Genomic DNA, 21,528 nt, shown 5'->3' on the forward strand with positions numbered 1-21,528 from the left:
AAATATGGATTTTGAACTCTGGTGGCTGCTGGGCATCCCAGCAATGTTTGCCCTCGGCTGGATCGCCGCCCGCGTCGATATCCGCGCCGTGGTGTCCGAATCGCGCACCCTGCCGCGCGGTTATTTCCGTGGCCTGAACCACCTGCTGAACGACCAGCCGGACAAGGCCATCGACTCCTTCATCGAGATCGTCAAGCTCGACCCAGAAACGGCCGACATGCATTTCGCACTGGGCAACCTGTTCCGCCGCCGCGGCGAAACGGAGCGCGCCATCCGCGTGCACCAGAACCTGCTGTCGCGTCCCGACCTGCCGGCCGAACAGCGCGCCCACGCCGAATATGAGCTGGGCCAGGATTACCTGAAGGCCGGCCTGCTGGACCGCGCCGAAGAAACCTACACCCGCCTGCTCGATACCTCCTACGCCGTGCAAGGCCGCAGGGCGCTGTTGGAAATCTACCAGCGCGAGAAGGAATGGAAGCGTGCCATCGAAGCCGCGCTCGCGTTGCAGGAAGCCGGCGCCGGCTCGCGCCAGAAGGAAATCTCGCAGTTTTACTGCGAACTGGCGCAGGACGCGCTGGTGCACATCAAGCCCGAAGAAGCGGAGAGCCTGCTGGAACAAGCGTTGCAGGCCGACCGCAGCAGCGTGCGCGCCACCATCCTGTGCGGTGACGCGCAACTGGCCAAAGGCGACACCGAAGCCGCCCTGGTCACCTGGCGCCGCGTCGAACAGCAATCCGTACCGCACACCGCCCTGGTCGCAACGCGCCTGATGGACGGCTACCGCAAAGTCGGCCGCCCGCAGGAAGGCGTCAGCCTGCTGAAGTCCTACCTGGAACAGGCTTCCTCGATCGACCTGCTGGAAGTGGTGTTCAAGGCCGTTATCGAATTGGAAGGGGTGGACGCGGCCAAGCAAGTGGTGCTCGACGAACTGCGCCGTACCCCGACCCTGCTCGGCCTGGACAAGCTGCTGGAAGCGCGCATGATGGATGCGCCGGCTGCCGTGCTGTCCGAGCTGTCGATGGTGAAGAACCTGGTGCATGGCTACACGCAAAAGCTGGCCCGCTACCAATGCAGCCACTGCGGCTTCAAAGCCCGCCAGTTCTACTGGCACTGCCCTGGTTGCAGCCGCTGGGATTCCTACCCGCCGCGCCGCACCGAAGAACTCAACGTGATGAATTAAAGGTGTCTGGCCCAGCGGGTCGGACACCGGCTTACCGGTTTAACTAAAATGACCACACACAAAGCGCCCGCACTCGACAAAGTACGCATCCTGGTCGCAGGCGACGTCATGCTGGACCGTTACTGGTTCGGCGACGTCAGCCGCATTTCGCCGGAAGCCCCGGTACCCGTGGTGCGCATCGAACGCCGCGAAGCGCGCCTGGGCGGCGCCGCCAACGTCGCACGCAATGCCGCCGCCCTGGGCGCACACGCCGGCCTGCTGGGCATCGTCGGCGCCGACGAAGCCGGCTCGGAAGTGGAGCAGCTGCTGCAAAGCGGCGGCATCCACAGCTACCTGAAGCACGACAATGCCATCTCCACCATCATCAAGCTGCGCGTCATTGGCCGCCAGCAGCAGATGGTGCGCATCGACTTCGAAGAAGCGCCAAGCGATGCCGTGCTGCGCAACAAGCTGGTGCAGTTCAAGACCCTGCTGCCGGAGTACGACGTGATCGTGCTCTCCGACTACAACAAGGGCGGACTGGTCGACGTGGCTGAAATGATCGCCACCGCCCGCGCAGCCGGCAAGATCGTGATGGTCGACCCGAAAGGGGACGACTTCTCGCCCTATAAAGGCGCCACCGTGCTGACCCCGAACAAATCGGAACTGAAACGCATCGTCGGCTCCTGGAACAGCGAAGAGCAGCTGGTGACCAAGGCGCAGAACCTGCGTGCCGAACTGTCGCTCAATGCACTGCTGCTGACCCGATCGGAAGAAGGCATGACCTTGTTTACCGACGAAGGTATCTTCAACGTCCAGGCCAGCGCCCGCGAAGTGTTCGACGTGTCCGGCGCAGGGGACACCGTGATTGCCACCATGGCCGCCATGCTGGGTTGCGGCGCCGGCTGGCAGGAAGCCGTCGAAACCGCCAACCGCGCCGGCGGCATCGTAGTCGGCAAGCTCGGCACCGCCACCGTCACCCGCGAAGAACTATTCGCTTAAAAGTCGGGGTCAGCTCCGGCAATCGGACACGGGCTCAGCCGCTATGCGGCTGAGCCCGTGTCCGATTGCCGGAGCTGACCCCGACTTTCATGGGCGCGGGCGGGACGGGATTTTTGTTATATTCGCAATTTCATCAATCCGTCCGAATTGTCATGCGCCTGCTCATCCTTTCCCTGCTTGCCGCTGCCTCGCTGCAAGCCCAAGCTCAGCCAAACTTCTCCAAAGACATCGTCGGCGGCAGCGACCACCCGCTGCTGCATCGCTATGAAGGCTCGATGCTCCATATGTACGGCGGCGAGAATCTTGGCCAAGCCCGCGTCGTCGATACCGAGGCTGGCAAGCCTGTGCTGCACAAAGTGGAAGGCAAGACGGCCAATCGCTTCTATTGGGGACCGAAAGGCCGCAGTGCGCTGGAAATCCACCGCAACTACCAGCAGGCGCTTGCCACTGCCGGCTTCAAGATCCTGTACGCTTGCGAGACCGACCAGTGCGAGAAGTCCAAAGTCCAGCACCTGGTGCAGCAATTGCCGCGGGAAGCGAAGTGGAAATCCTTTGACGCTTATGTCAGCAGCATTTTCAACAGCGCCAACCAGCCGCGTTTCCATCTGGTCAGTGCCGCCAAGCCTGGGCCTGGCGGCAACACCTATGTCATGGTCGCCTTGTCCGAATACACGGATTTCCAGCGCGTGCGCCAGTTCGTACAGATCGTTGAGCCGACCGTGATGGAGGGCGGCAAGGTGACTGTCGACACCCGTGCCATCCAGGACGGCTTGCAGCGCGATGGGAAAGTGGCGCTGTATGGCGTCACCTTCGACACCAACAAAGCCGTGATCGGCGAGCAATCGGGCGAGCAACTGGAGCAGATGGCCAAGGCCTTACAGGCTCAACCAAAGATGAAAGTCTTCATCGTCGGCCACACCGATGACCAGGGCGAGTTCGAGGCCAATCTCACCCTGTCGCAGAAACGCGCCCAGGCCGTGGCCGATGCGCTGGCCGGCAAGTACGGTATCGCCGCCAGCCGCATGATGCCGCGCGGCGTCGCCAACCTGGCGCCGGTGGCCAGCAACGCCAGCGACGAAGGCCGCGCAAAGAACCGTCGTGTGGAATTAGTCGTGCGGTGATTGATCTGCGTCAAACGGCGCGCGGCCCGCGTCAGCCGGGCGGCGCGTGCCGCGTTGTGGCGAAACGAGGTCTTCTCGTGTCCACTTATGGAGGCAATCATGATCAGGAAACTGCTGCTCGCCGTCGCTACGCTGGTCGCTTGCATGGGCATGGCGTTTGCCCAGGTTGATGTCAACAAGGCCGACCAGGCCGCACTCGATAGCGTCAAAGGCATTGGCCCGGCCAAATCCAAGGCCATCATGGCGGAACGCGCGAAAGGGGAGTTCAAGGACTGGGCCGACCTGGAGCAACGCGTCAAAGGTATCGGCGAGAAAAACGCCATCAGGCTGTCGGAAGCTGGGCTGATGGTCAACGGCAAATCGCGCGACGGCGCTGCGCCGCGCAAGGAATCTGCACGTAAGTAAGGAAAATGTCCTGAAGCTCGCTGCCGCCGTCGTGCATGACGGCGGCAAGCACCTTCGCTTCAAGAGGAGGTGAGCGGAAGGTTGGCCAGGAAGGCGTGGATCTGCGATACCACAGCCGCGCCTTCGCCGACACCCGCGGCCACGCGCTTGGTCGACCCGGAGCGCACGTCGCCGATCGCAAACACGCCCGGTACGCTGGTCTCCAGCGGCGCACGTTGCGGTGCGTCAGCCAGCGTCATCTTGGCGCGGCACTGGTCCTTGATGGCATCGAAGCCGGTGCGGATAAAGCCTTGCGCATCAACCTCGACGCCGCAATCGGCCAGCCATGCCGTATTCGGGTCGGCGCCGATGAACAGGAACAGTCGGCAGACGTCGCAGCTATCGACGGCGCCGGTTTCCTTGCACAGGAAAGTCACCCTGGACAGCCCGTCGTCATTGCCTTCCAGGGCCGTAATCTCGGTGTGCGTGTGCAGCTCGATATTCGGCGTCGCCTTGATGCGGTCGATCAGGTAGGTTGACATGGTGGCCTTCAGGCCGGAGCCGCGGATCACCATGTGCACCTTGGACGCAAAGCCGGACAGGAACACCGCCGCCTGGCCTGCGGAATTGCCGCCGCCAACCAGCACCACTTCTTCCGACTTGCATAGTTTGGCTTCGATGGGCGAAGCCCAGAAATAAATGCCGCGGCCTTCGAATTCGCCGATGTTGTCGAGGGCAGGGCGCTTGTAGCGTGCGCCGCTTGCCAGCACCACGGTCTTGGCGCGCACGACCTGACCGCCGGCGATTTCCACGCGCAGCGGCCAGCTGTCGCACAGCAAACGGGTGGCTGGCGCTGGAATGGCGACTTCGACGCCGAATTTTTGCGCCTGCACGAAGGCACGGCCGGCCAGCGCTCCACCTGAAATGCCGGTCGGGAAGCCAAGATAGTTTTCGATTCGTGCACTGGCTGCGGCCTGTCCGCCAAAGGCACGCTGCTCCAGTGCCAGCACGGACAAGCCCTCCGAACCGGCATACACCGATGTCGCCAGGCCGGCGGGACCGGCGCCGACCACCACCACGTCCCACAGCTTTTCGGTATCGATGTCGGGCAGCAGGCCGATACAGTAGCCGACTTCGGCATTGCTCGGGTTCTTTTTCACCACGCCATCCGGGCACACCACCAGCGGCCAGTCGTCCGGTCCGGGCTCGTAGTATTCGCACAGGGCGCGCGCCTGCTCGTCATCTTTCGGATCGAGGATGCGGTAAGGGTAGCCGTTGCTGCTCAAGAAGCTGCGCAGGTGGAACAGGGCGGCATTGCCGGGTGGCGAAACCAGCACCAGGCCGCCGCCTTCCTTTTCCAGCAGGCCCACGCGGCGCAGGATCAGGGCGCGCACGATGCGCTCACCCAGCTCCGCCTCCGCGATGACCAGCGCACGCAGGTTTTCCGGCGACACTTCCAGCACTTCGACATCGTCCTTGGCGCTGGCATTGACCAGGGAGGGGCGGCCGGAAAGCTGCGACACCTCGGCGGTGAACTCGCCGGGACCGTGCTCGGTCAGGAATTCGGAATTGCCAAGGCCATCGTATTTGCAGATGGTGATCGTGCCTTTCAGCCCGATGATCAGGCCGAAGCAGGTGTGGCCCGCTTCGAGGATGCGCACGCCGCGCGCGTACTGGCGCACCGTGCCGAAACGGTGCAGGCGCTTGATTTCCTGCTCGGTCAGCACCGGGTTGACCTGGTGCCGGCGGCTCTCCAGCGTGGAAGGCATGGAGATGACTTCAGTGTCGCTCATGGGGAAAGGCTCCTCTGTGAATGCATGTAGTTTAATGCAATTGCCCCGGCCTGCTATGATTTGTCATGACCTTTACCATCCGGCCGCTGCATCCAGAAGAACTGGCCTCCTTCTTTCATTACCTGAATGACCACTTGCAGGACAACGGACGCGATGGCACGCCGCTGTTCCAGCCGATGTCGCGCACCAGCGCCGGCTTCCCGCCGGAGAAAGCGAACGGCTTCAGCACCGGAATGCAGGCAGACTTCGGCCAGCAGGGCTGGCGCCGGGTCTGGGTCGCGCTGCGCGAGGGCGAAATCATCGGCCACATCGACCTGCGTTCACGGCCCGAAGCGGCCGCGCGCCATCGTTGCCTGCTGGGCATGGGCGTGCACCGCGCCGTGCGCCGCAGCGGCCTGGGCGCCGCCCTGGTGAAAACGGCTGCCGGCTGGGCGCGCGAGCAGGGACTGGAATGGGTCGACTTGGAGGTCCTGGCGGGCAATGCCCCGGCCCGCGGGCTCTACCTGAAAAGCGGCTTCGTGCAGACTGGCGAGATTCCTGACCTGTTCCGGATCGACGGCGAAAGCCTGGGCTATGTCTTCATGTCCCTGCACCTTGCCGCCGAAGCGGATAGAATGGTCGTTTGACAGAACAAACCGTAGCAGGAACCATGGGATACAAAACAATCGCCGATACCATCGGTAACACGCCGCTGGTGCAGCTGGTCCGCATCCCCGGCGCGGAAGCGGCCGCGCGCGGCAACATCATCCTCGGCAAGCTGGAAGGCGACAATCCGGCCGGCTCGGTCAAGGACCGTGCCGCCATGTCGATGCTGCGCCGGGCCGAAGAGCGCGGCCAGATCAAGCCGGGCGACACCCTGATCGAGGCCACCAGCGGCAATACCGGCATCGCGCTGGCCATGGCCGCCGCCATCCGCGGCTACAAGATGATCCTGCTGATGCCGGAAAACCTGAGCGAAGAACGCCGCATGAGCATGGCCGCCTATGGCGCCAATATCATCCTGACGCCGAAGACCGGCGGCATGGAATACGCGCGCGACCTGGCCGAGCAGATGCAGAAGGACGGCAAAGGCATCATCCTCGACCAGTTTGCCAATGGCGACAATCCGCGCGCCCACTACGAGGGCACCGGCCCGGAAATCTGGCGCGATACCGAAGGCCGGGTAACGCACTTCGTTTCCGCCATGGGCACCACCGGCACCATCATGGGCGTGTCGCAGTATCTCAAGGAGCAGAACGAAAACGTGCGCATCATCGGCGCCCAGCCGGAAGAGGGGTCGTCGATCCCGGGCATCCGCAAATGGCCGGAAGCCTACCTGCCAAAAATTTACGACAAGGCGCGTGTGGACCAGGTGGAGTACGTGTCGCAGTCGGCAGCGGAGCGCATGGCGCGTCGACTGGCTGCTGAAGAGGGTATCTTCTGCGGGATTTCGGCAGCGGGTGCCTGTGAGATTGCGCTGCGCATTTCGCAGCAAGTAGAAAACGCGACGATCGTTTTCATCGTCTGCGATCGCGGCGACCGCTACCTGTCGACCGGGGTATTCCCAGCCTGAGCGAAGCGGCGCTCACCCTCCCCGGGCGGGGAGGGTAAAGCAAGGACTGGATCAGCCCTTGTTTTCCGAGCCGCCGGCGCCTTCTTTCGGCTTGAACTGCTTGTCGCTGATGCGGAACTTATTGCGGCGGTCGCCCATCAGGTAACGCAGGTCACGGATGCTCAGGTCGGAAACCTCATGCATGCGGATCAGCAGCGATGCGCCAACCGGCAAGCGGTGGTGGCGGATCTTGGAGATCACAGGCGGTGCGACTTCCAGCGCGCGCGACAGGGCCGCATCGTTCTTCAGGCGCAGGTTTTCAATCAAGGTGTCGAGCAGGCGGTTCGGATTGTACTGCAGCAGATCATCGCCTTCCGACTCGTTGTTCATATCATTACCGACTTGGTTGGTCATGTCTTCTGTTCCTTCTCTAAAGTTGTCCTGCTAACGACCCAAATCCTGAGACGGATTCCTGTTTAACAAGTTTCATAATATATACACAATTGTACAACAGCGCGGTCAGCAGTACTTGCGTGCAACAAAAAATAGTATATTGCTCTCGAAACGCGTTGTCCTATCGCAACATTCTGAGAGAATTCTACCTGAATTTTTGTGTTAGGGTAATTCTGTACTCTTGTATATCACACAAGTTACACGCAGTTACAAAGTTTCCTTCATTGAAAGCTTTACGGCGCGCCCGAGTTCGACTACCGACATGGCATAGAAATAACTCCGGTTGTACTTCGTGATAGAAAAGAAATTATTGCTTCCAACCCAGTATTCGGTAGGATCCGAACCATTCTGCAAATCAACCAGACCATACAAGCCCGGCGGCAGGTCACTATCTGGATGCACGCCGGCGGCCAGCAGGTCCTGGCCGGCATATTGGGCTTCCAGGCCGCCGTTGAGGTATTTTTCCCAGCCACGTTCGGGCGAGACGGTGGCCGGGTAGGCCAGCCGCGCCGGATCGTCCCGCTTCCAGCCGTGCGCGACCAGGAAGTTGGCCACGCTGCCAATGGCGTCGGCTGGTGAATTGCGCAAGTCGACCTTGCCGTCGCCGTCGAAGTCCACACCCAGCTTGTAGATATTGCTTGGCATGAATTGCGGCATGCCGACCGCGCCCGCATAGGAGCCGGTCAGCGACAGCGGGTCGACGCCGGCCTGGCGCGCCGATACGATGGCAGCTTCCAGTTCGCCGCGGAAAAATTCCATGCGTGCCTCGCGGTTCGGCGTCAGCGGGTAGGAGAAGGCCAGGGTGGCCAGCACGTCGAGCACGCGGAATTTGCCCATGTCGCGGCCGTAGATGGTCTCCACGCCGATGATGCCGACGATGATTTCGGCCGGCACGCCATACAGCGCTTCGGCGCGCGCCAGGGTGTCGCGGTGGGTATGCCAGAACTCGACGCCTGCGTTGATGCGCTTGGGCTCAATGAAGCGGCTGCTGTAGGCCTGCCAGTTCTTCGGCTTGCCCGGCGGCGCCGGCTTCACCAGCTGCACCGCGGCGTCGATATAGCGCAGTTCCAGGAACAGCTTTTCGGACTCGGCGACCGGCACCCCGTGCTTCAGTTCCAGGTCGCCCATGAACTGCTGCACGTCCTTCCACTGGCCAAAGTTGACGAACTCGCCGCTGTAATCAATAGCGGGCTTCTTGGGCGCCGGCCTGGCTTTGGCCGGCTTGCGCGGTGCGGCATCTGCCGCCGGCGCCAGGGCCACGCCGCAGCAGGCCATGGCCAGCAGGATGGTGGGGAATTTCTTTAAGAATGTCATCGGGATTGCTTCAGTAAACTGTTCAGCCGTGCGACTGAGTTATCTTCAGGTTGTGCTGCCGGCGCGCCATATTTCAGTGCGCCATACAGCTCCAGGAATCCGCTCATGGCAGCTATTTTCTCGCGCGGCAGGTTCAGTTGCCGCACGCGTTGAGCCAGGGCCAGCGGGCCTTCATCGGGCGCCTTGTCCACGCCATGCCGCGCCAGTTGGCGGCAGAAGGCGAGGTAGGCGGTATCAACAGGATCGCGCGCACGTCGCGTGCGGCGGTATTTCATCAACTGCGTCAGCGCGGCGCACAGGACCAGCCCTGCCAGCAGGCGCCAATCGCCGAAGGCGGCAGCTAGTTCTCTTAGGAAATCTTGCTGCCTGTTGGGATTGTAATCGAGGATCCATTGATTCCAAGCATTATTCATCGCGCCGAGGGCAAAACGCAGCTGTGCCAGCCACGAGGTCTGGTCGCGCGCCAGGTCTGCCAAGCCTTGCAAGCCGAAAAGCGCTTCTTGCGGCAAGGTTTGCGCCAGGCTGGAGCGGATGCGCTCCGGCGCCACGGCGGCGGTCGGGTCGATGCGCGTCCAGCCGCGCTGGGGGCCCAGCCAGACTTCGGTCCAGGCATGGGCATCGGACTGGCGCACCGTGTAAAACCCGTCTACCGGATTCCGTTCGCCGCCCTGGTAGCCGTTCACCACGCGGGCCGGCAAGCCGGCCGCGCGCATCACATAGACGAAGGAGCCGGAAAAGTGTTCGCAGAATCCCTTGCGCGTATCGAAAAGGAATTCGTCCACTTCATCGCGGCCAAGCCGGCCCGGCTCCAGGGTGTATTCGAAGCCTTTGCGGAACATATCCAGCACGGCGGCGATGGCGGCATCGTCGCCGCGTTCTGCGCGCAGGGTCTGGATCTGCGCCGCATAGCGCAGCGTACGCGGGTTGAAGCCTTGCGGAAGCTGCAGCCATCGCTCTAGTGCCTCCGGTTCCAGGCCCGGCTGCGCGACGTAGTTCGTATGGGCCAGCGCGCTATAGCGCAGTCGCTTATCGCTGCTGGCTCCCACCAGTTGTTCCAGTTCGCCGGTATAGGCGGGATTACCGCCGTCGACCGTGGGGCCCGGTTGGCTCAGCTCCAGCATGAACAGGAATTGGCGGCGGCCCGGTTCCAGCGTCACTTCATAAGGATAGGACGGTCCTTTCCAGACCAACTGCCGGGATAGGCGCAATTGGGCGACCGGATGCAGCGCACGGCCGATGCGCGTCCAGGTGCGGCCGTCATAATTGCTCAGGACTGGTCCGCGCCAGTAAAGCTGTTCCTGCGGTGGTGCGGCGCCGGTGAAGCGGACGCGAAACGCCACTTCCTCCGACAGCGCCAGGCTGGTCATGGAGCCCGGCGACATGGTGTCGGACATGCCGCTCTTGCCACCGGCATCGCCCGGCAAGCCCCACAGGGGCCCCTGGATGCGCGGGAAGCCGACAAACAGCAGCACGCCCAGCGGCGCGGCAATGAGGAAGATGCGTCCGGCCAGCTTCAGCCGCGCTGCCAGCGGCGGCACGGCGCCGGTGAACTGGAAGGTGATCTGCGCCGACAGCAGCACGATGATGGTGGCGACCATGGCCAGCGCCGTCAGGATCGATTGCGAGTAGAAGAAATTCGTCAGCAGCAGGAAGAAGCAGAGGAAGATCACCACGAACAGGTCGCGCCGCGCATGCATTTCCAGCAGCTTGAAGGTCAACAGCAAAGCCAGCATCGTGACACCCGCTTCCCGCCCCAGCAAGGTGCGGAAGGTCAGGTAGACGCCGCCCATGGCCAGCAGCGAAACCGGCACCAGCAGCCACATTGGCGGCAGGCGGCTGCCGCGCAGGGTGATGGCGCCGCGCCAGCCCAGTGTCAGGCAGACCATCGCCGAAGTCCACAGCGGTAGGTGGCCGAAGTGAGGTGCCAGCACCATGACCGCCGCCAGCAGGAGCAACAGGGTATCGGCCTTGTCGCGCGTCAGGCGGCTGGCCATGCCGGCCAGGCGGGCTATCATGCGCCCTCCTTGCCGTACAGAGCCAGCGCGCGCAGGCATTCGGCGCAATGCGCTTCGCCCAGGCCTTGCGCGATCTCGCGGTGGCCGACATGGAGCGCATAGGGCAAGGCGCGGCGCTCCGCTTCCAGCACCCACGCCGTCAGGCGCGACAGGCGCACTTCGATATCGAGCAGCGGCGGCAGCGCTTTCAGGTCCAGCAGCAGGTCGGACACGGCGCCGCCTTCGAAATGCTTGCTCACCAGGTTGCCGCCATCGGCCGGATGCAGGCGCGCGATCTGGCGCCATGCCAAGTGGCGCATGGGATCGCCCGGCTGGTAGTTGCGGATGCCGGAGAAGTTATCCAGGCCCACGGTGCCATAACCGTCTTCGCGCGCGGCGCCGGTGGTGGGCAGCGGCGGCGCAGCAACCTCCGGCTGCGGATAGGCCAGCACTTTCAGGTCCGGCTGCCAGTACGACCAGGCGCCGAACAAGCCAAGCGGGAAGCGCGTGAACAGGCGCACGCGCGGCGCCGGCAGCCAGCCGCGTTCCGAAGTGGGGCGCGACAGTACGACGGCGGCGCTGCCCTTGGCGGCGACGTCGATCGACTGGCGCGGCGCGCCCTCATCCTGGAAGCCAAGCCAGATCGCGTAGCGGTCGCGCGGCGTGGTATTGCGTACCAGCAGTTCGAACTGGGCTTCGTCGCCGGCGAACACCGGCTGGGCGCGGCCGGGCGACAGGTGCAGGAAGGCCAGGTTCTTGGCCGTCATGTACATGTCGACGATGGCGCACGATCCGGTGAAGAAGGTGAGGACGAAACCTAGGCCAAGGTTGTAGTTGACGGAGCCGATCAGCATGATCAGGAGCAGGCCGACAAAGGCTATGCCCGGCCTGGTCGGCAGGATGAAGACACGGCGCATCACGAGCTGCACCTCGCCCGCTTCCCTTTCCTTCAGCTGGAACAGCCAGCGGTCAAGCATTCTCCTTGCTGCAGCAAGCATGGCTTATACCGGTACCGATTTTTGCAGCTGCAGCACCAGGTCGCGGCTGGCCAGCGCTGTGCCGTGCGACGATTTGAGCGGGCGCAGGCGGTGGGCGCAGACCGGCACCAGCACGGCCTGTACATCTTCCGGCATGACGTGGTCGCGGCCTTCCAGGGCGGCCCAGGCGCGCGCGGCCTGCAGCAGGGCCAGCGCGGCGCGCGGGCTCAGGCCTTCGGCGAAGAAGCCGTTCTGGCGCGACGCCTGCGCCAGCGCCTGCACATAATCGATCAGGGCAGGGGAGGCGTGGATCTGGCGCAGCGACTGCTGCGCCGCAAATAATTCGGCCGGCGTCATGGCTGGCGCCAGGTGCTTGAGCATCTGGCGGCGGTCTTCTCCCATCAGCAGTGCGCGTTCGGCGGCGGCGTCGGGATAACCGAGCGATATGCACATCAGGAAGCGGTCGAGCTGCGATTCCGGCAGCGGGAAGGTGCCGACCTGGTGGGTCGGGTTCTGCGTCGCGATCACGAAGAACGGTTCGGGCAGGGGGCGGGTCACGCCATCGGCCGAGACCTGGCGCTCTTCCATCGCTTCCAGCAGGCCAGACTGGGTCTTCGGCGTGGCGCGATTGATTTCGTCGGCCAGCAGCACCTGAGTGAAGATCGGGCCGGGGTGGAAGCTGAAGGCGTTCAGCTCGCGTTCATAGATCGAAACGCCGGCCACGTCGGCCGGCAGCAGGTCGCTGGTGAACTGGATACGGTTGAACTGCAGGCCCAGCGACAGCGCCAGGGCGTGCGACAGCGTGGTCTTGCCGACACCCGGCAAGTCTTCCAATAAAAGATGGCCGCCCGCCAGAAGACAGGTCAGGGACTGGCGCACTTGCAATTCCTTGCCGACGATGACCTGGCCAACCTGGCGTGCCACGGCGTGTAATTTGGTATACATGGTTTTGGTACTCATCCCGCCGCGTGGTAGATTAGTCGCATTCTATGCGAGAACGCGATTCATGAGCACAGCAATTTACAGCCATCCCGACTGCCAGCGCCACGAAATGGGCGACTGGCATCCCGAATGCCCGGCGCGCCTGCAAGCCATTGCCGACCAGTTGATCAATTCCCATATCGACGACCTGCTGGAGCACCGCGACGCGCCGCTGGCGGATGAAGCCTCGATTGCCCGCAACCATACCGCCAATGCCATCGCCATCGTGCGCGACAATCTGCCGTGCGCCGGGGACTATTATCCGATCGACGGCGATACATCGCTCAACGCCCACAGCTGGCTGGCGGCGCGCCGCGCTGCCGGTGCTGCCGTGGCGGCCACCGACGCCGTGCTCGATGGAGAGATCGACAATGCCTTCTGCGCCGTGCGCCCGCCCGGCCATCATGCCCGACCTACCGAGCCGATGGGCTTCTGCCTGTTCAATAATGTGGCGATCGCCGTCAAGCATGCACTCGACGTGCGCGGCCTGGAGCGCGTGGCGGTGGTCGACTTCGACGTCCACCATGGCAACGGCACCGAGGAAGCGCTGCTCGACGAACCGCGTGCGCTGATGGTGAGCTTCTTCCAGCATCCGTTCTACCCCTATTGCGAAGTGCTGCCGGAGACGCCAAACCGCGTCAACGTGCCGGTGCCGGCCGGTTCCAGGGGCGATACGGTGCGTGCGCTGGTGCAGGAGAAATGGCTGCCGGCGCTGCACGCCTTCCAGCCGCAGATGATCTTCATCTCCGCCGGCTTCGATGCCCACCGCGAGGACGACCTGGGCGGCATGGGCCTGGTGGAAGCCGATTACGCCTGGATGACGCAGCAGGTGATGGAGGTCGCGCGCCAGCACGCGCAAGGCCGCATTGTGAGCTGCCTGGAAGGCGGCTACAACCTGTCGGCCCTGGGCCGCAGCGTGGTGGCCCATGTGAAGGCCCTGGCCGAGATCTGAGATGCTCTCGCTGTTGCTTGCGCTGGCCGTTGGCGGCGCCTTTCCCTATCAATCGCTGGCCACGCCGGCCAGTTGCACCGCCCCGGCCTGGCCGCGCGAGGCGCTGCGCTACGAGATCGAAGGGACCACCACGTTGGAATTCCGCATCGGCAGCGACGGGGCGGTGCGCGACGCCAAGGTGCGCGGCGGCAGCGGCTGGGCCATGCTGGATCAGGCCGCGTTGGCCGGCCTGGCGCGCTGCCGCTTCAAGCCCGGGTTGGAAGCGGCGCGCGAGGACACGGTGTTCCCGATCCAGTATGCCTGGCGCTTGGACGGCCCGGCGCCGCTGCGGCCGGTGTTGCAGGTGGGTAGTTGCGCCGCCTCCCGCCGCTTCCTGCGTTATGACAACCTTGACCAGCGTCCCGATGGCCGCGCAGCCATCAAGCTTCGCTTCATGGTCGATGCGGAAGGCAAGGCGCAGCGCATCGTGCCGGAAACTGCGCATTTCGACACCATCGTGCGGCAGGATGCCATGGATTGGTTACAGACCTGCCGTTTCGGCATCTCACCGAAAACCAGCGGCGAACACACAGATACTTCGTTCGGCTGGGTGGTGTTGAGATAAACAGGGTCTCAGGCAACCGTCGCATTGGCACTACCAATCAGCTTGCACCCGCACTCGGTCTCACAGCCTTCTACTGCCACAGGTTTGTCGCCTGCCATCAGCGTCTTATGAGCCGTAACGATCTGATTGACGCCGTGAAGCGGACAATCCACCTCATCGCCAAGGCGCGCAATAGCCTTGCCCTCGATATCGTGCTCGGGCGAACCGGAGATGACCTTGCCGCCGTGGCTGGTTTTGTCGCCCACGGTGATGATTTTTAATGACATAAGAGCCTTTGAAGGAGTTGGATGAGAGTTCCACGTGAGCACTACAGAACGAACGTGTCCGCTCCCCATAGCAGCAAACAGACGAGCGCGGCCATATGCAGCCAGAGTTTGACCTTGTGAGCGCGCGTTCTCGGAGCAGCTTGCATCCGAAATGAAGCGATATTGAGATAGATGGCAATCAATAGCGCTCCAAACGGAATGAGCAATATCTCGATTGCAGTCAAAAGGTCTGCGTAGCCACACGCGGCGCTTGCGCACCGACCTCCTGGAGTTTTCGTGCTCTTGTAGGCAGCCCATCCAATGGCGAGCAGGAGCGTTGTATAAGATAATACTTGCAGGGTTGCGGGCCTATTAGGTTTCGTCATGAGGCTGTTGTCGCTGTTCGCTTCATTAAGAATGCGCGTTGTCGGGGTGTTCGTTCGCCTCCGCAGCATCCACCATCAGGTGCCAGGTTATATCTGCTGCCGGCAAATCCAGTAACCAGCTTTCATTGGGTTGCGGGAAGGGCTGACCCGCTATGAGCCATGCCTGACGCCAGGGTTGGTTGACGATGCTGCTCAGCGGGTGGTCCGGTTGCACCCATGGTTGCCAAGTGCCGGTCGCAGGGCAAGCTTGCAGGCCGGCGGATGCGAGCACGGAGGCGGGCGTAACCGTGCGCGTCAGACCTTCAGCGGCGCGCGGCGCAAGGCTGTAGTGATTGTGGTGGATCGTATCCCAGCGTTCCCACACTACGTCGCTGACCAGACGTCCGCCGCCATTGGGCTGGTAGAAGCGTTCGAATGGTTCATCCGAAAGGTACAGGCCGGGCGGGATGGTGGCCAGCATGGTTTGCGTGGCGGCGTCCTGTCCCGGGGCAGTGGGCTGCCAGTACGCTGGAGCCGGGGCACGCGGCTCAATTGTCTGAATGCCGGCAAGGCGCAGGGCAAATTCTGCGGCAAGGAAATAGCGGCCACTGCGGAGGGCTGCTGCACCTGGAGGCGGTGCCGGTGGGGGCGGCGTGACGCCCATGGCATCTCTCACCAGCGATTCCCGCTTCCCATTCCATGCGGGAAGTTTCGCGGGTGGTAAAGGCAGCACTTTGTCGAGGTTCGGGAAACGGCGGTTAGGGTTAAAACTCAGTGCCCGACTTAGTTCGCTATAGCGTTTCGAACGCGCCTCATCGGTGGCTGAAACAAGCGCATCAGCTTTGCTTTCCGGCGTTCGAAATGCCACCGCTAATGCTCTTGCGCATCTTTCGCAACCGAGCGCGACGCCCTTTTGCAGCATCCGGACTGCGCGCGCCTTTTCGTCAGCGGTACCATCTCCGATCACTTTACCGTCGGGCGTTCTTGTCTTGGCATAGAGGAAATGCAGCTCATATGCAGCTGGTCCGTATCCTTGACCAAGTGCGCATTCGAGCATTTTTTTTGCGACAGGATAGTTGGCCCAGAATCCTTCAGCAGGATTATTCCATGTTGCGCTGATCTTGCTTCCTAAAAAGGTCATCGCTTGAGGACTTCCCATCTCGGCCGCTCGTTGGAAGTATGCATATGCTCTGGTGGCATCCTGTTTGACCCCTGTGGCATTCATATAATACGTGCCCATGCGATCGTAGGCCGCCGGAATTCCGAGACGCACGGCGGCCTCGACCAAAGACAAAGCGTCTTGTTCGCCGTGTTGCGAATCGCGCTTCTCCACGTACAGGCTAGCCAGATTGAGCATTGCCTTCCAATGGTGACGCTCAGCCGCCTTGCGCGTCAATTCAATGATTCTGTTGTAGTCTCGGTCATCCACATAAATTGATGGGTCTTCGAGTGCTTGGGCTTCTGCGAACCAAGCATCAGCCTGCGCATCGAAACGAGGGACCTTGTGTGCTTCGATTTGGCAGGTAAAGTCTGCCCGATGAGGGTTGAACGGTGGCAGGTTCTCGATGTGAGAATGATCATTGTCCATTTTGAATGCGAGCAAAGGAAGGCATAAAAAAGTGATCCAGAGAGAGCGTCGTAACAGTCCTGGGGATTTTGATGGAAAGTTCACGGTTATCCCAAGCGCATGGTTGAACTGCGGTTATCTGCAAGTGGAAGCAAGAAGCCCGTCATTCCTAGTTGGTCTTTTTTCTTTCGATGATTCATATCCATGAGGTTGGTCCATTCCTCATATGCCTGCTCGACGTCGTCAATGGTCCCTGTTCCTCCAGTGACCTTTCCGCCGCTATGCATGGAAAAAACGCGCTGCCGGAGTTCGGCTGCATGCCGCGGGTCGTCCGACGCGATGTTGATTTCACTATCAACGGCCATGCTGCGTTGATTAAGATTGGCGCTGCCCAGCGTGAAAAAGCTATCATCGACCAGTAGCAGTTTCGAGTGGATGTAGATTTCTCGATAGCGCCAGCGACCTTGATCGACACCGCTTGTTTGCAGCATGGCAGTGCTCACTTTCAAGCCAAACTGATCTTCCAACATTTTCAGACTGGGCTTGCTGATGGAATTCGCGTGCTGCACCACTTCAGGTGGCGGGGCCGGTCCTATATCGCGGGCGCCAGCTCGGGTAGCTACGATGCGGCGATTGGGGTTTTCAGTCGCATCCTTGATCAGCTTGCTTTGACCGGTCATGCCGTCTTGTTGGCCAAGGACGGCAAGCGTGTCGTAGGTGCGGGGTACCATTTGCGCGCGTTCGGGTACCGGGATGACAATGAACACGTGCATGAGAGGCATGGCTTCCATGCTTTTTCCGGCCTTTGCGCGCCCCCGGTTCCAGGCGGCGACCACGCTTTTGCGCTTATCGAGTAGACGGCGCGACCAGTCTTCGTATTGGAAGTACTGATTTTCCAAATACAGATAGCCACCGCCAAGGGCAGCGATATCGGTGGCCTGGAAGTAGACTTCTTTGATCGTCATGTCGCCATCCTCTTCCGGCTGGGTGCGTACAATCTGGACGGTTGAATCACCGGGCTTTGCGGGGCGGTCCAAGCGGGCGGGCGGGGCGCTGCAGCCATCTTGCCGGCTGGTGCACGCGCGTTCCGCCGCGCGCGTGCGGTCGTCGATGGCGCGATCCCAGGCAGTGACGAAATTTTTGTAAACGCAATGCAACGCCGCGCCCTCAACTCGACAGGCGTAATCTTGATAGGGTTTCAGTGTGAGAAAGCCCGCGTCAGGATTGGCTCCGGTTGCTCCATTGGGGGTGTCTAGTTGAACTGCTTCTTGGGCTTCGTTTTTGCCACCACGCTCACGCCGATAGTCTTCTAAGTGGTGGGATGTGGTGCACCAGTAATCCGTAACGGAATTCAGCCCCATAACGTAGCCGACCGCTTTCTCACCCTCTTGATAAGCATAGTCGATCAGAATCGGCTTCTGATGATGAGTGCCTGCGCGCACTAGCCCCAGTGATTCCACCTCTCCATTCAGGAGGCTGCCAGGCTGCCTGGGTTCGGTGGCAAGTGTGCCTTTGATGGCCTTTGCCGTTCCCGCACGAAGACGGACTTGAATTAGGCCGAGCAATCCACGTGTCGCTGCTTTGTACCAGTTGTAGCAGTATTCTGTTCGCGCATCAGAATTAATCTGGTCCGCCTTCAGCCTTTGAAAGATACCAGGATCCTTCTGCGCAGCTTGGCGCCGGGCGAGGCTATTTACAGCGCTGATAGTCTCGGGCGGAACATATTCGCTGGACCAAGGATCATCGTCGTGAGTATAACCCGGCATATTTTTTGCAAATCCCCCAACATAGCTATCGTGCCAAATCAACAGGCGTACTTTGACACCACGCTTGGCCGCAGCAATCAGCAGATCACCGTAGGTAGGCCCGCGCGGCCATGATTTCCCCGTGCGCACCAGTTCCATGCCGGGGTCGAAGCCCCAGCACACCAGGTCGATGCTCTCCTGGGCAGCGGAAATTTGCGCGGCGATGTCGGCGAAGCCTTCCTGTCCGCAGATGAACAATTTAAGTTGATTGTTATGCGTGATCGGATGGCTGGCAGCGCCTTTTTTGTTGCGGTTTTCGGCGAACCATTGCACTGAACCATGCGCGGTGCGGTTAGTTTCGCAAATATGCGAGGTTTCTGTTCGTTTGATAGGATCGGTCATGAATTGCTGGATTGCTTTATCTGAAGGTAGCGCCGGCTTAAGCGTAGGCGCGGCTTTGCGCTTCGCCGTCGAGGGCGCGCGCGCCGCGATTGGATAGCGTTTGTTCCGCATGAGCGGCGTCGCCGGCCTGCGCCAGTTGCTCGCTGACGGCCACCATGAATTCTTCGCCTGTCGGCAGCTTGACTTTGTATTGCGGCGTTCCCGGCTCGTGATCGATGACGATGCGGCCGAATTCGTCGCTGAGTCCGTCCTCGACTTTAGCGTCCCCCTTGTACAACTCATACGGGACGTTGGCAAAGGGCCGTCCGCCAGCGCGCGATTGAATGGTGTAGTGCAGTTGCGCCGACGTGGGTTTGAGATCTTTGTCAACCAGGCTTGGCGGTGTCGCGTTTTGCGGCCCCACGAGGCTATGTTTGGCCGCGTGCGCGACAAAGCTTCCGTTGGTGCCGTGTTCTATGCCACTGGCGTTATAGACGCTGTAGCTGCCGCCGCCGACGATCTGCAGTTCTTCCTTGGCGCTGATGGTGATGCGGTTGGCCGTCATACTGATATCGAGCTTGGCCAGCATATGGATGTTGTGTTTCAGTGCCTGGATGTCGATATCGCCGCTGTAAGCCAGCAGCTTCATCCCGAGGTTCTCGACGAACAGGCGGAAGGTCTGTTTGACGCTTGCGAACAGGCTGCCTCCGCTGGCGAGCGACAAATTTCTGCCGGTCGTCAGGGCCGTATCCTGGTCGCTGGCGATGTGCGTGGACTGGGCGGTGGTCGTTGCGATGCCGGCAGGGCTGGCCAGCACTAGCATAGGTTTGCTCAATTCCGGGAAAGGACCATCGCCACCTTGGATGGCGTCGTTCTGCTGCTGGATGCCCGCCGCCACGCTGGCTTGCTGCTGTGTTTCCTGGGCGCCTGCCTGTTGCGCCAGGTCTGCCAGCGCGGCATGGTTTTCGCGCGCGACTCCCAGGCGTCGGGCGGATTCGCCCATGTCTTTTACGGTGCCGCGCGCGCGCTCGCGCGCTTCGGTCGATAGCAACATGCCCAGGCCGGCACGGATCACGCCCCAGGCGCCGGTGGCGAGTTCAAACCCTTCGCCGCGGGCGTCCTTGCGTCCGGCATTGTCTTCAATGCGGGTGATCTTACCGAGGCTTAGCTGGCTGTGCTGGTGGTCACTCTTGAGCTGGGCCTGGATGTTTTGGTTGGTGTCGTCGAGGATCAGGTGGTTGCTGCGTCCGCCGGCCTGGTTACCGCCTCCCGGTGTCAGCTCACGGCTGCGCAAGCCTGTCAGCGCTTGTTGTTCGGGCAGCTTCCACGCGGGCATATTGTCCTGGTTGCTGACGGCTCCCATGATGATGGGGCGGTCCGGAGAGCCATCCAGCCACTGTACAACGACTTCGCTCCCGACCCTTGGTGTCGCAGGGCTGCCCAGTTGGCTGCCCGCCCAGGGATTGACGACCCTGATCCAGGCTGAGCTGCGGTCGTCGTGTTGGCCAATCCGGTCCCAATGGAATTGCACGCGGACTCGTCCAAATTCGTCGACGTGGAGGCTGTCGTTGCCATTTGGACCGACCACCGTGGCTGTTTGCGGCGCAAAGATTTTGGTGTCGATGCTGTTGAAGCTGCGTCCTGGCCGCCAGGGAATCATCTTGCGGATGCAGGTCAGGCTATTGGAATATTCGACGGCGTGTTCAGGCTGTTGCAAGTAGTTGTTGGTGGCATTGTGGCGAACCTGCAGAATCAGGAACTCGTTCTGGTTCACGGCGTTGTTGCCGAGATCCGCAATGTCGTCGAAATGGCCGGTCAACTGGAACGCGCGACCAGGCATCAAGAAGCGGTTGTTGCCGGCGCCGTCAAAGTGTTTGCCAAGCGCTTCCATCTCTTGCATGCGCAGGGTCGCCAGGCTATCGCCGTCCTGGTCTTTGAACCCGTAAGCGCCCGTGTATTCGTAGGACTCAATATCCAGCACTGCGCCTTGTTTATTCAAGGTTGGGGCAGTGCTGTGCATCTGCGGGCTTTGCAAAGGGTTCTTGAAGTCATACTGGGCCAAGCGGACGCTGCACGGCATGATCCTGCGTGCTGGTGACCATTGGCCAATGCCGTCTTCTTCGGTGGCGCCGCCGTGGCGCTGGAAGGGGACGCTGCTGCCACCATCGATGAGATCGGCAGCGGTTGAGTCGTCCGTTAGGATCAGCTTGTGCCCAGTGCTGCTGTGCTCGTACCAGTAGAGCAGGCCGGCAGCCTCCCAGCGACGGCTGAGGTAATTGTGGTCGCTTTCGGCGAACTGGCAGGCGTCTGTCATTTGCGGGTCCATGCCGCCGACGCGCCAGTCCCAGTCGGGGAGGACGCCGTATTCGCCCAGTATGGTTTCTGTCTGGCCACGCAAGTTTTGGTTGTGGAAAAGGCAATTATTTCTGCGAAGGCTCAGGTATTTAAGCCAGGGACCAAGTTGGGCCTCGTAAAATGCGATGGCGCCGTCGGTCCGCTTCAGGCGGAATGCAAAGCAGTAGCCTGAGAAATAGCGCAGAGTGCCATCGCCCCGTACCAGTTCGATGCACAGCAGCTTTCCCTGAAGTTGTTTGAGTTCCAGGGTGGCGCTGCTGGAGAGGAGCTCGACAGTGAATTCGAAGTCGCGCGACAGGCCCTCAAACGCGTCGAGGCGGTTTACCAGTAATTGCGCGGCAGGGCCGTCCTTGTGCGGGAACGCCAGGCGCAAAATACGGTTGTGTTGCGGGGTATTAATGAGATCCCGGAAACTCTGGATGAACTTACTCATGCATTTTCGCCCAATCGCCGCAGATTGGTGTTGCAAATTGACAATAGTTGAAAACTTTACCACATTTTCAAAATTCGTAGCATGGAAGGCTGGCAATCGTGCGGACTTGAGTGTTTGTCGGTAAAAGACTGTGTCGCCATGTAAAATAACGGATTGTTCATTCGATTCGTAA

18 protein-coding genes are annotated in these 21,528 nt (G+C 61.5%); 8 read left to right on the forward strand and 10 right to left on the reverse strand.

The window, feature by feature from the left end:
• The first annotated feature begins 4 nt into the window (after nucleotides 1-4).
• The 4 genes from lapB to ACWBU6_RS09405 all read left to right on the forward strand — a co-directional run bounded on the left by lapB (nucleotide 5) and on the right by ACWBU6_RS09405 (nucleotide 3,687).
• Nucleotides 5-1,180, forward strand: coding sequence for a lipopolysaccharide assembly protein LapB (gene lapB / locus ACWBU6_RS09390; RefSeq protein ID WP_452648537.1), 1,176 nt, complete (start codon nucleotides 5-7; stop codon nucleotides 1,178-1,180).
• 48 nt (nucleotides 1,181-1,228) lie between these two features.
• The gene (gene rfaE1, locus ACWBU6_RS09395) at nucleotides 1,229-2,161 is read left to right on the forward strand and encodes a D-glycero-beta-D-manno-heptose-7-phosphate kinase (RefSeq protein WP_452648538.1); all 933 of its coding nucleotides are present in this window, start codon (nucleotides 1,229-1,231) and stop codon (nucleotides 2,159-2,161) included.
• Between the two features lie 152 nt (nucleotides 2,162-2,313).
• A complete protein-coding gene (locus ACWBU6_RS09400) occupies nucleotides 2,314-3,282 on the forward strand; it encodes an OmpA family protein (protein WP_452648539.1) in 969 nt (322 codons plus the stop codon).
• Nucleotides 3,283-3,381: 99 nt separating this feature from the next.
• On the forward strand, nucleotides 3,382-3,687 hold the full coding sequence (locus ACWBU6_RS09405) for a ComEA family DNA-binding protein (RefSeq protein WP_452648540.1): 306 nt from the start codon (nucleotides 3,382-3,384) through the stop codon (nucleotides 3,685-3,687).
• 59 nt (nucleotides 3,688-3,746) lie between these two features.
• On the opposite strand, the gene ACWBU6_RS09410 is transcribed toward ACWBU6_RS09405, so the two are convergent.
• Nucleotides 3,747-5,459: an FAD-dependent oxidoreductase gene (locus ACWBU6_RS09410; RefSeq protein ID WP_452648541.1), complete on the reverse strand. Its 1,713-nt coding sequence runs from the start codon at nucleotides 5,457-5,459 to the stop codon at nucleotides 3,747-3,749.
• Nucleotides 5,460-5,524: 65 nt separating this feature from the next.
• Here ACWBU6_RS09410 and ACWBU6_RS09415 point away from each other — a divergent pair, with 65 nt between their 5' ends.
• Complete coding sequence (locus ACWBU6_RS09415) at nucleotides 5,525-6,085, forward strand: N-acetyltransferase family protein (RefSeq protein ID WP_452648542.1); 561 nt, start codon at nucleotides 5,525-5,527, stop codon at nucleotides 6,083-6,085.
• A 23-nt stretch (nucleotides 6,086-6,108) separates the two neighbouring features.
• The gene (cysM, locus tag ACWBU6_RS09420; RefSeq protein ID WP_452648543.1) at nucleotides 6,109-7,011 is read left to right on the forward strand and encodes a cysteine synthase CysM; all 903 of its coding nucleotides are present in this window, start codon (nucleotides 6,109-6,111) and stop codon (nucleotides 7,009-7,011) included.
• Nucleotides 7,012-7,062: 51 nt separating this feature from the next.
• Here cysM and ACWBU6_RS09425 read toward each other — a convergent pair whose 3' ends face one another.
• From ACWBU6_RS09425 to ACWBU6_RS09445, 5 genes are all read right to left on the reverse strand, one after another.
• Nucleotides 7,063-7,404: a hypothetical protein gene (locus ACWBU6_RS09425; RefSeq protein WP_452648544.1), complete on the reverse strand. Its 342-nt coding sequence runs from the start codon at nucleotides 7,402-7,404 to the stop codon at nucleotides 7,063-7,065.
• A 246-nt stretch (nucleotides 7,405-7,650) separates the two neighbouring features.
• A complete protein-coding gene (gene mltB / locus ACWBU6_RS09430) occupies nucleotides 7,651-8,757 on the reverse strand; it encodes a lytic murein transglycosylase B (protein WP_452648545.1) in 1,107 nt (368 codons plus the stop codon).
• Complete coding sequence (locus ACWBU6_RS09435) at nucleotides 8,754-10,772, reverse strand: transglutaminase TgpA family protein (RefSeq protein ID WP_452648546.1); 2,019 nt, start codon at nucleotides 10,770-10,772, stop codon at nucleotides 8,754-8,756. Before ACWBU6_RS09435 ends, mltB begins: the two co-directional genes overlap by 4 nt.
• On the reverse strand, nucleotides 10,769-11,728 hold the full coding sequence (locus tag ACWBU6_RS09440; RefSeq protein ID WP_452648547.1) for a DUF58 domain-containing protein: 960 nt from the start codon (nucleotides 11,726-11,728) through the stop codon (nucleotides 10,769-10,771). Before ACWBU6_RS09440 ends, ACWBU6_RS09435 begins: the two co-directional genes overlap by 4 nt.
• A gap of 24 nt (nucleotides 11,729-11,752) precedes the next feature.
• The gene (locus ACWBU6_RS09445; protein WP_130314949.1) at nucleotides 11,753-12,673 is read right to left on the reverse strand and encodes an AAA family ATPase; all 921 of its coding nucleotides are present in this window, start codon (nucleotides 12,671-12,673) and stop codon (nucleotides 11,753-11,755) included.
• Between the two features lie 61 nt (nucleotides 12,674-12,734).
• Here ACWBU6_RS09445 and ACWBU6_RS09450 point away from each other — a divergent pair, with 61 nt between their 5' ends.
• Nucleotides 12,735-13,661 carry a histone deacetylase family protein gene (locus tag ACWBU6_RS09450; RefSeq protein WP_452648548.1) on the forward strand — a complete coding sequence of 309 codons (927 nt, stop codon included), beginning with the start codon at nucleotides 12,735-12,737 and terminating at the stop codon, nucleotides 13,659-13,661.
• Between the two features lies 1 nt (nucleotide 13,662).
• A complete protein-coding gene (locus tag ACWBU6_RS09455; protein WP_452648549.1) occupies nucleotides 13,663-14,265 on the forward strand; it encodes an energy transducer TonB in 603 nt (200 codons plus the stop codon).
• 8 nt (nucleotides 14,266-14,273) lie between these two features.
• Here ACWBU6_RS09455 and ACWBU6_RS09460 read toward each other — a convergent pair whose 3' ends face one another.
• The 4 genes from ACWBU6_RS09460 to ACWBU6_RS09475 all read right to left on the reverse strand — a co-directional run bounded on the left by ACWBU6_RS09460 (nucleotide 14,274) and on the right by ACWBU6_RS09475 (nucleotide 21,356).
• Complete coding sequence (locus ACWBU6_RS09460) at nucleotides 14,274-14,789, reverse strand: PAAR domain-containing protein (protein ID WP_452648550.1); 516 nt, start codon at nucleotides 14,787-14,789, stop codon at nucleotides 14,274-14,276.
• A gap of 132 nt (nucleotides 14,790-14,921) precedes the next feature.
• Complete coding sequence (locus ACWBU6_RS09465) at nucleotides 14,922-16,547, reverse strand: DUF6396 domain-containing protein (RefSeq protein ID WP_452648551.1); 1,626 nt, start codon at nucleotides 16,545-16,547, stop codon at nucleotides 14,922-14,924.
• 2 nt (nucleotides 16,548-16,549) lie between these two features.
• Entirely contained in the window at nucleotides 16,550-18,589 is a 2,040-nt protein-coding gene (locus ACWBU6_RS09470) for a phospholipase D-like domain-containing protein (protein WP_452648552.1), read from the reverse strand.
• A 37-nt stretch (nucleotides 18,590-18,626) separates the two neighbouring features.
• Nucleotides 18,627-21,356, reverse strand: coding sequence for a type VI secretion system Vgr family protein (locus tag ACWBU6_RS09475; RefSeq protein WP_452648553.1), 2,730 nt, complete (start codon nucleotides 21,354-21,356; stop codon nucleotides 18,627-18,629).
• Nucleotides 21,357-21,528: the final 172 nt, after the last annotated feature.

The organism is Pseudoduganella sp. HUAS MS19, assembly GCF_053615455.1.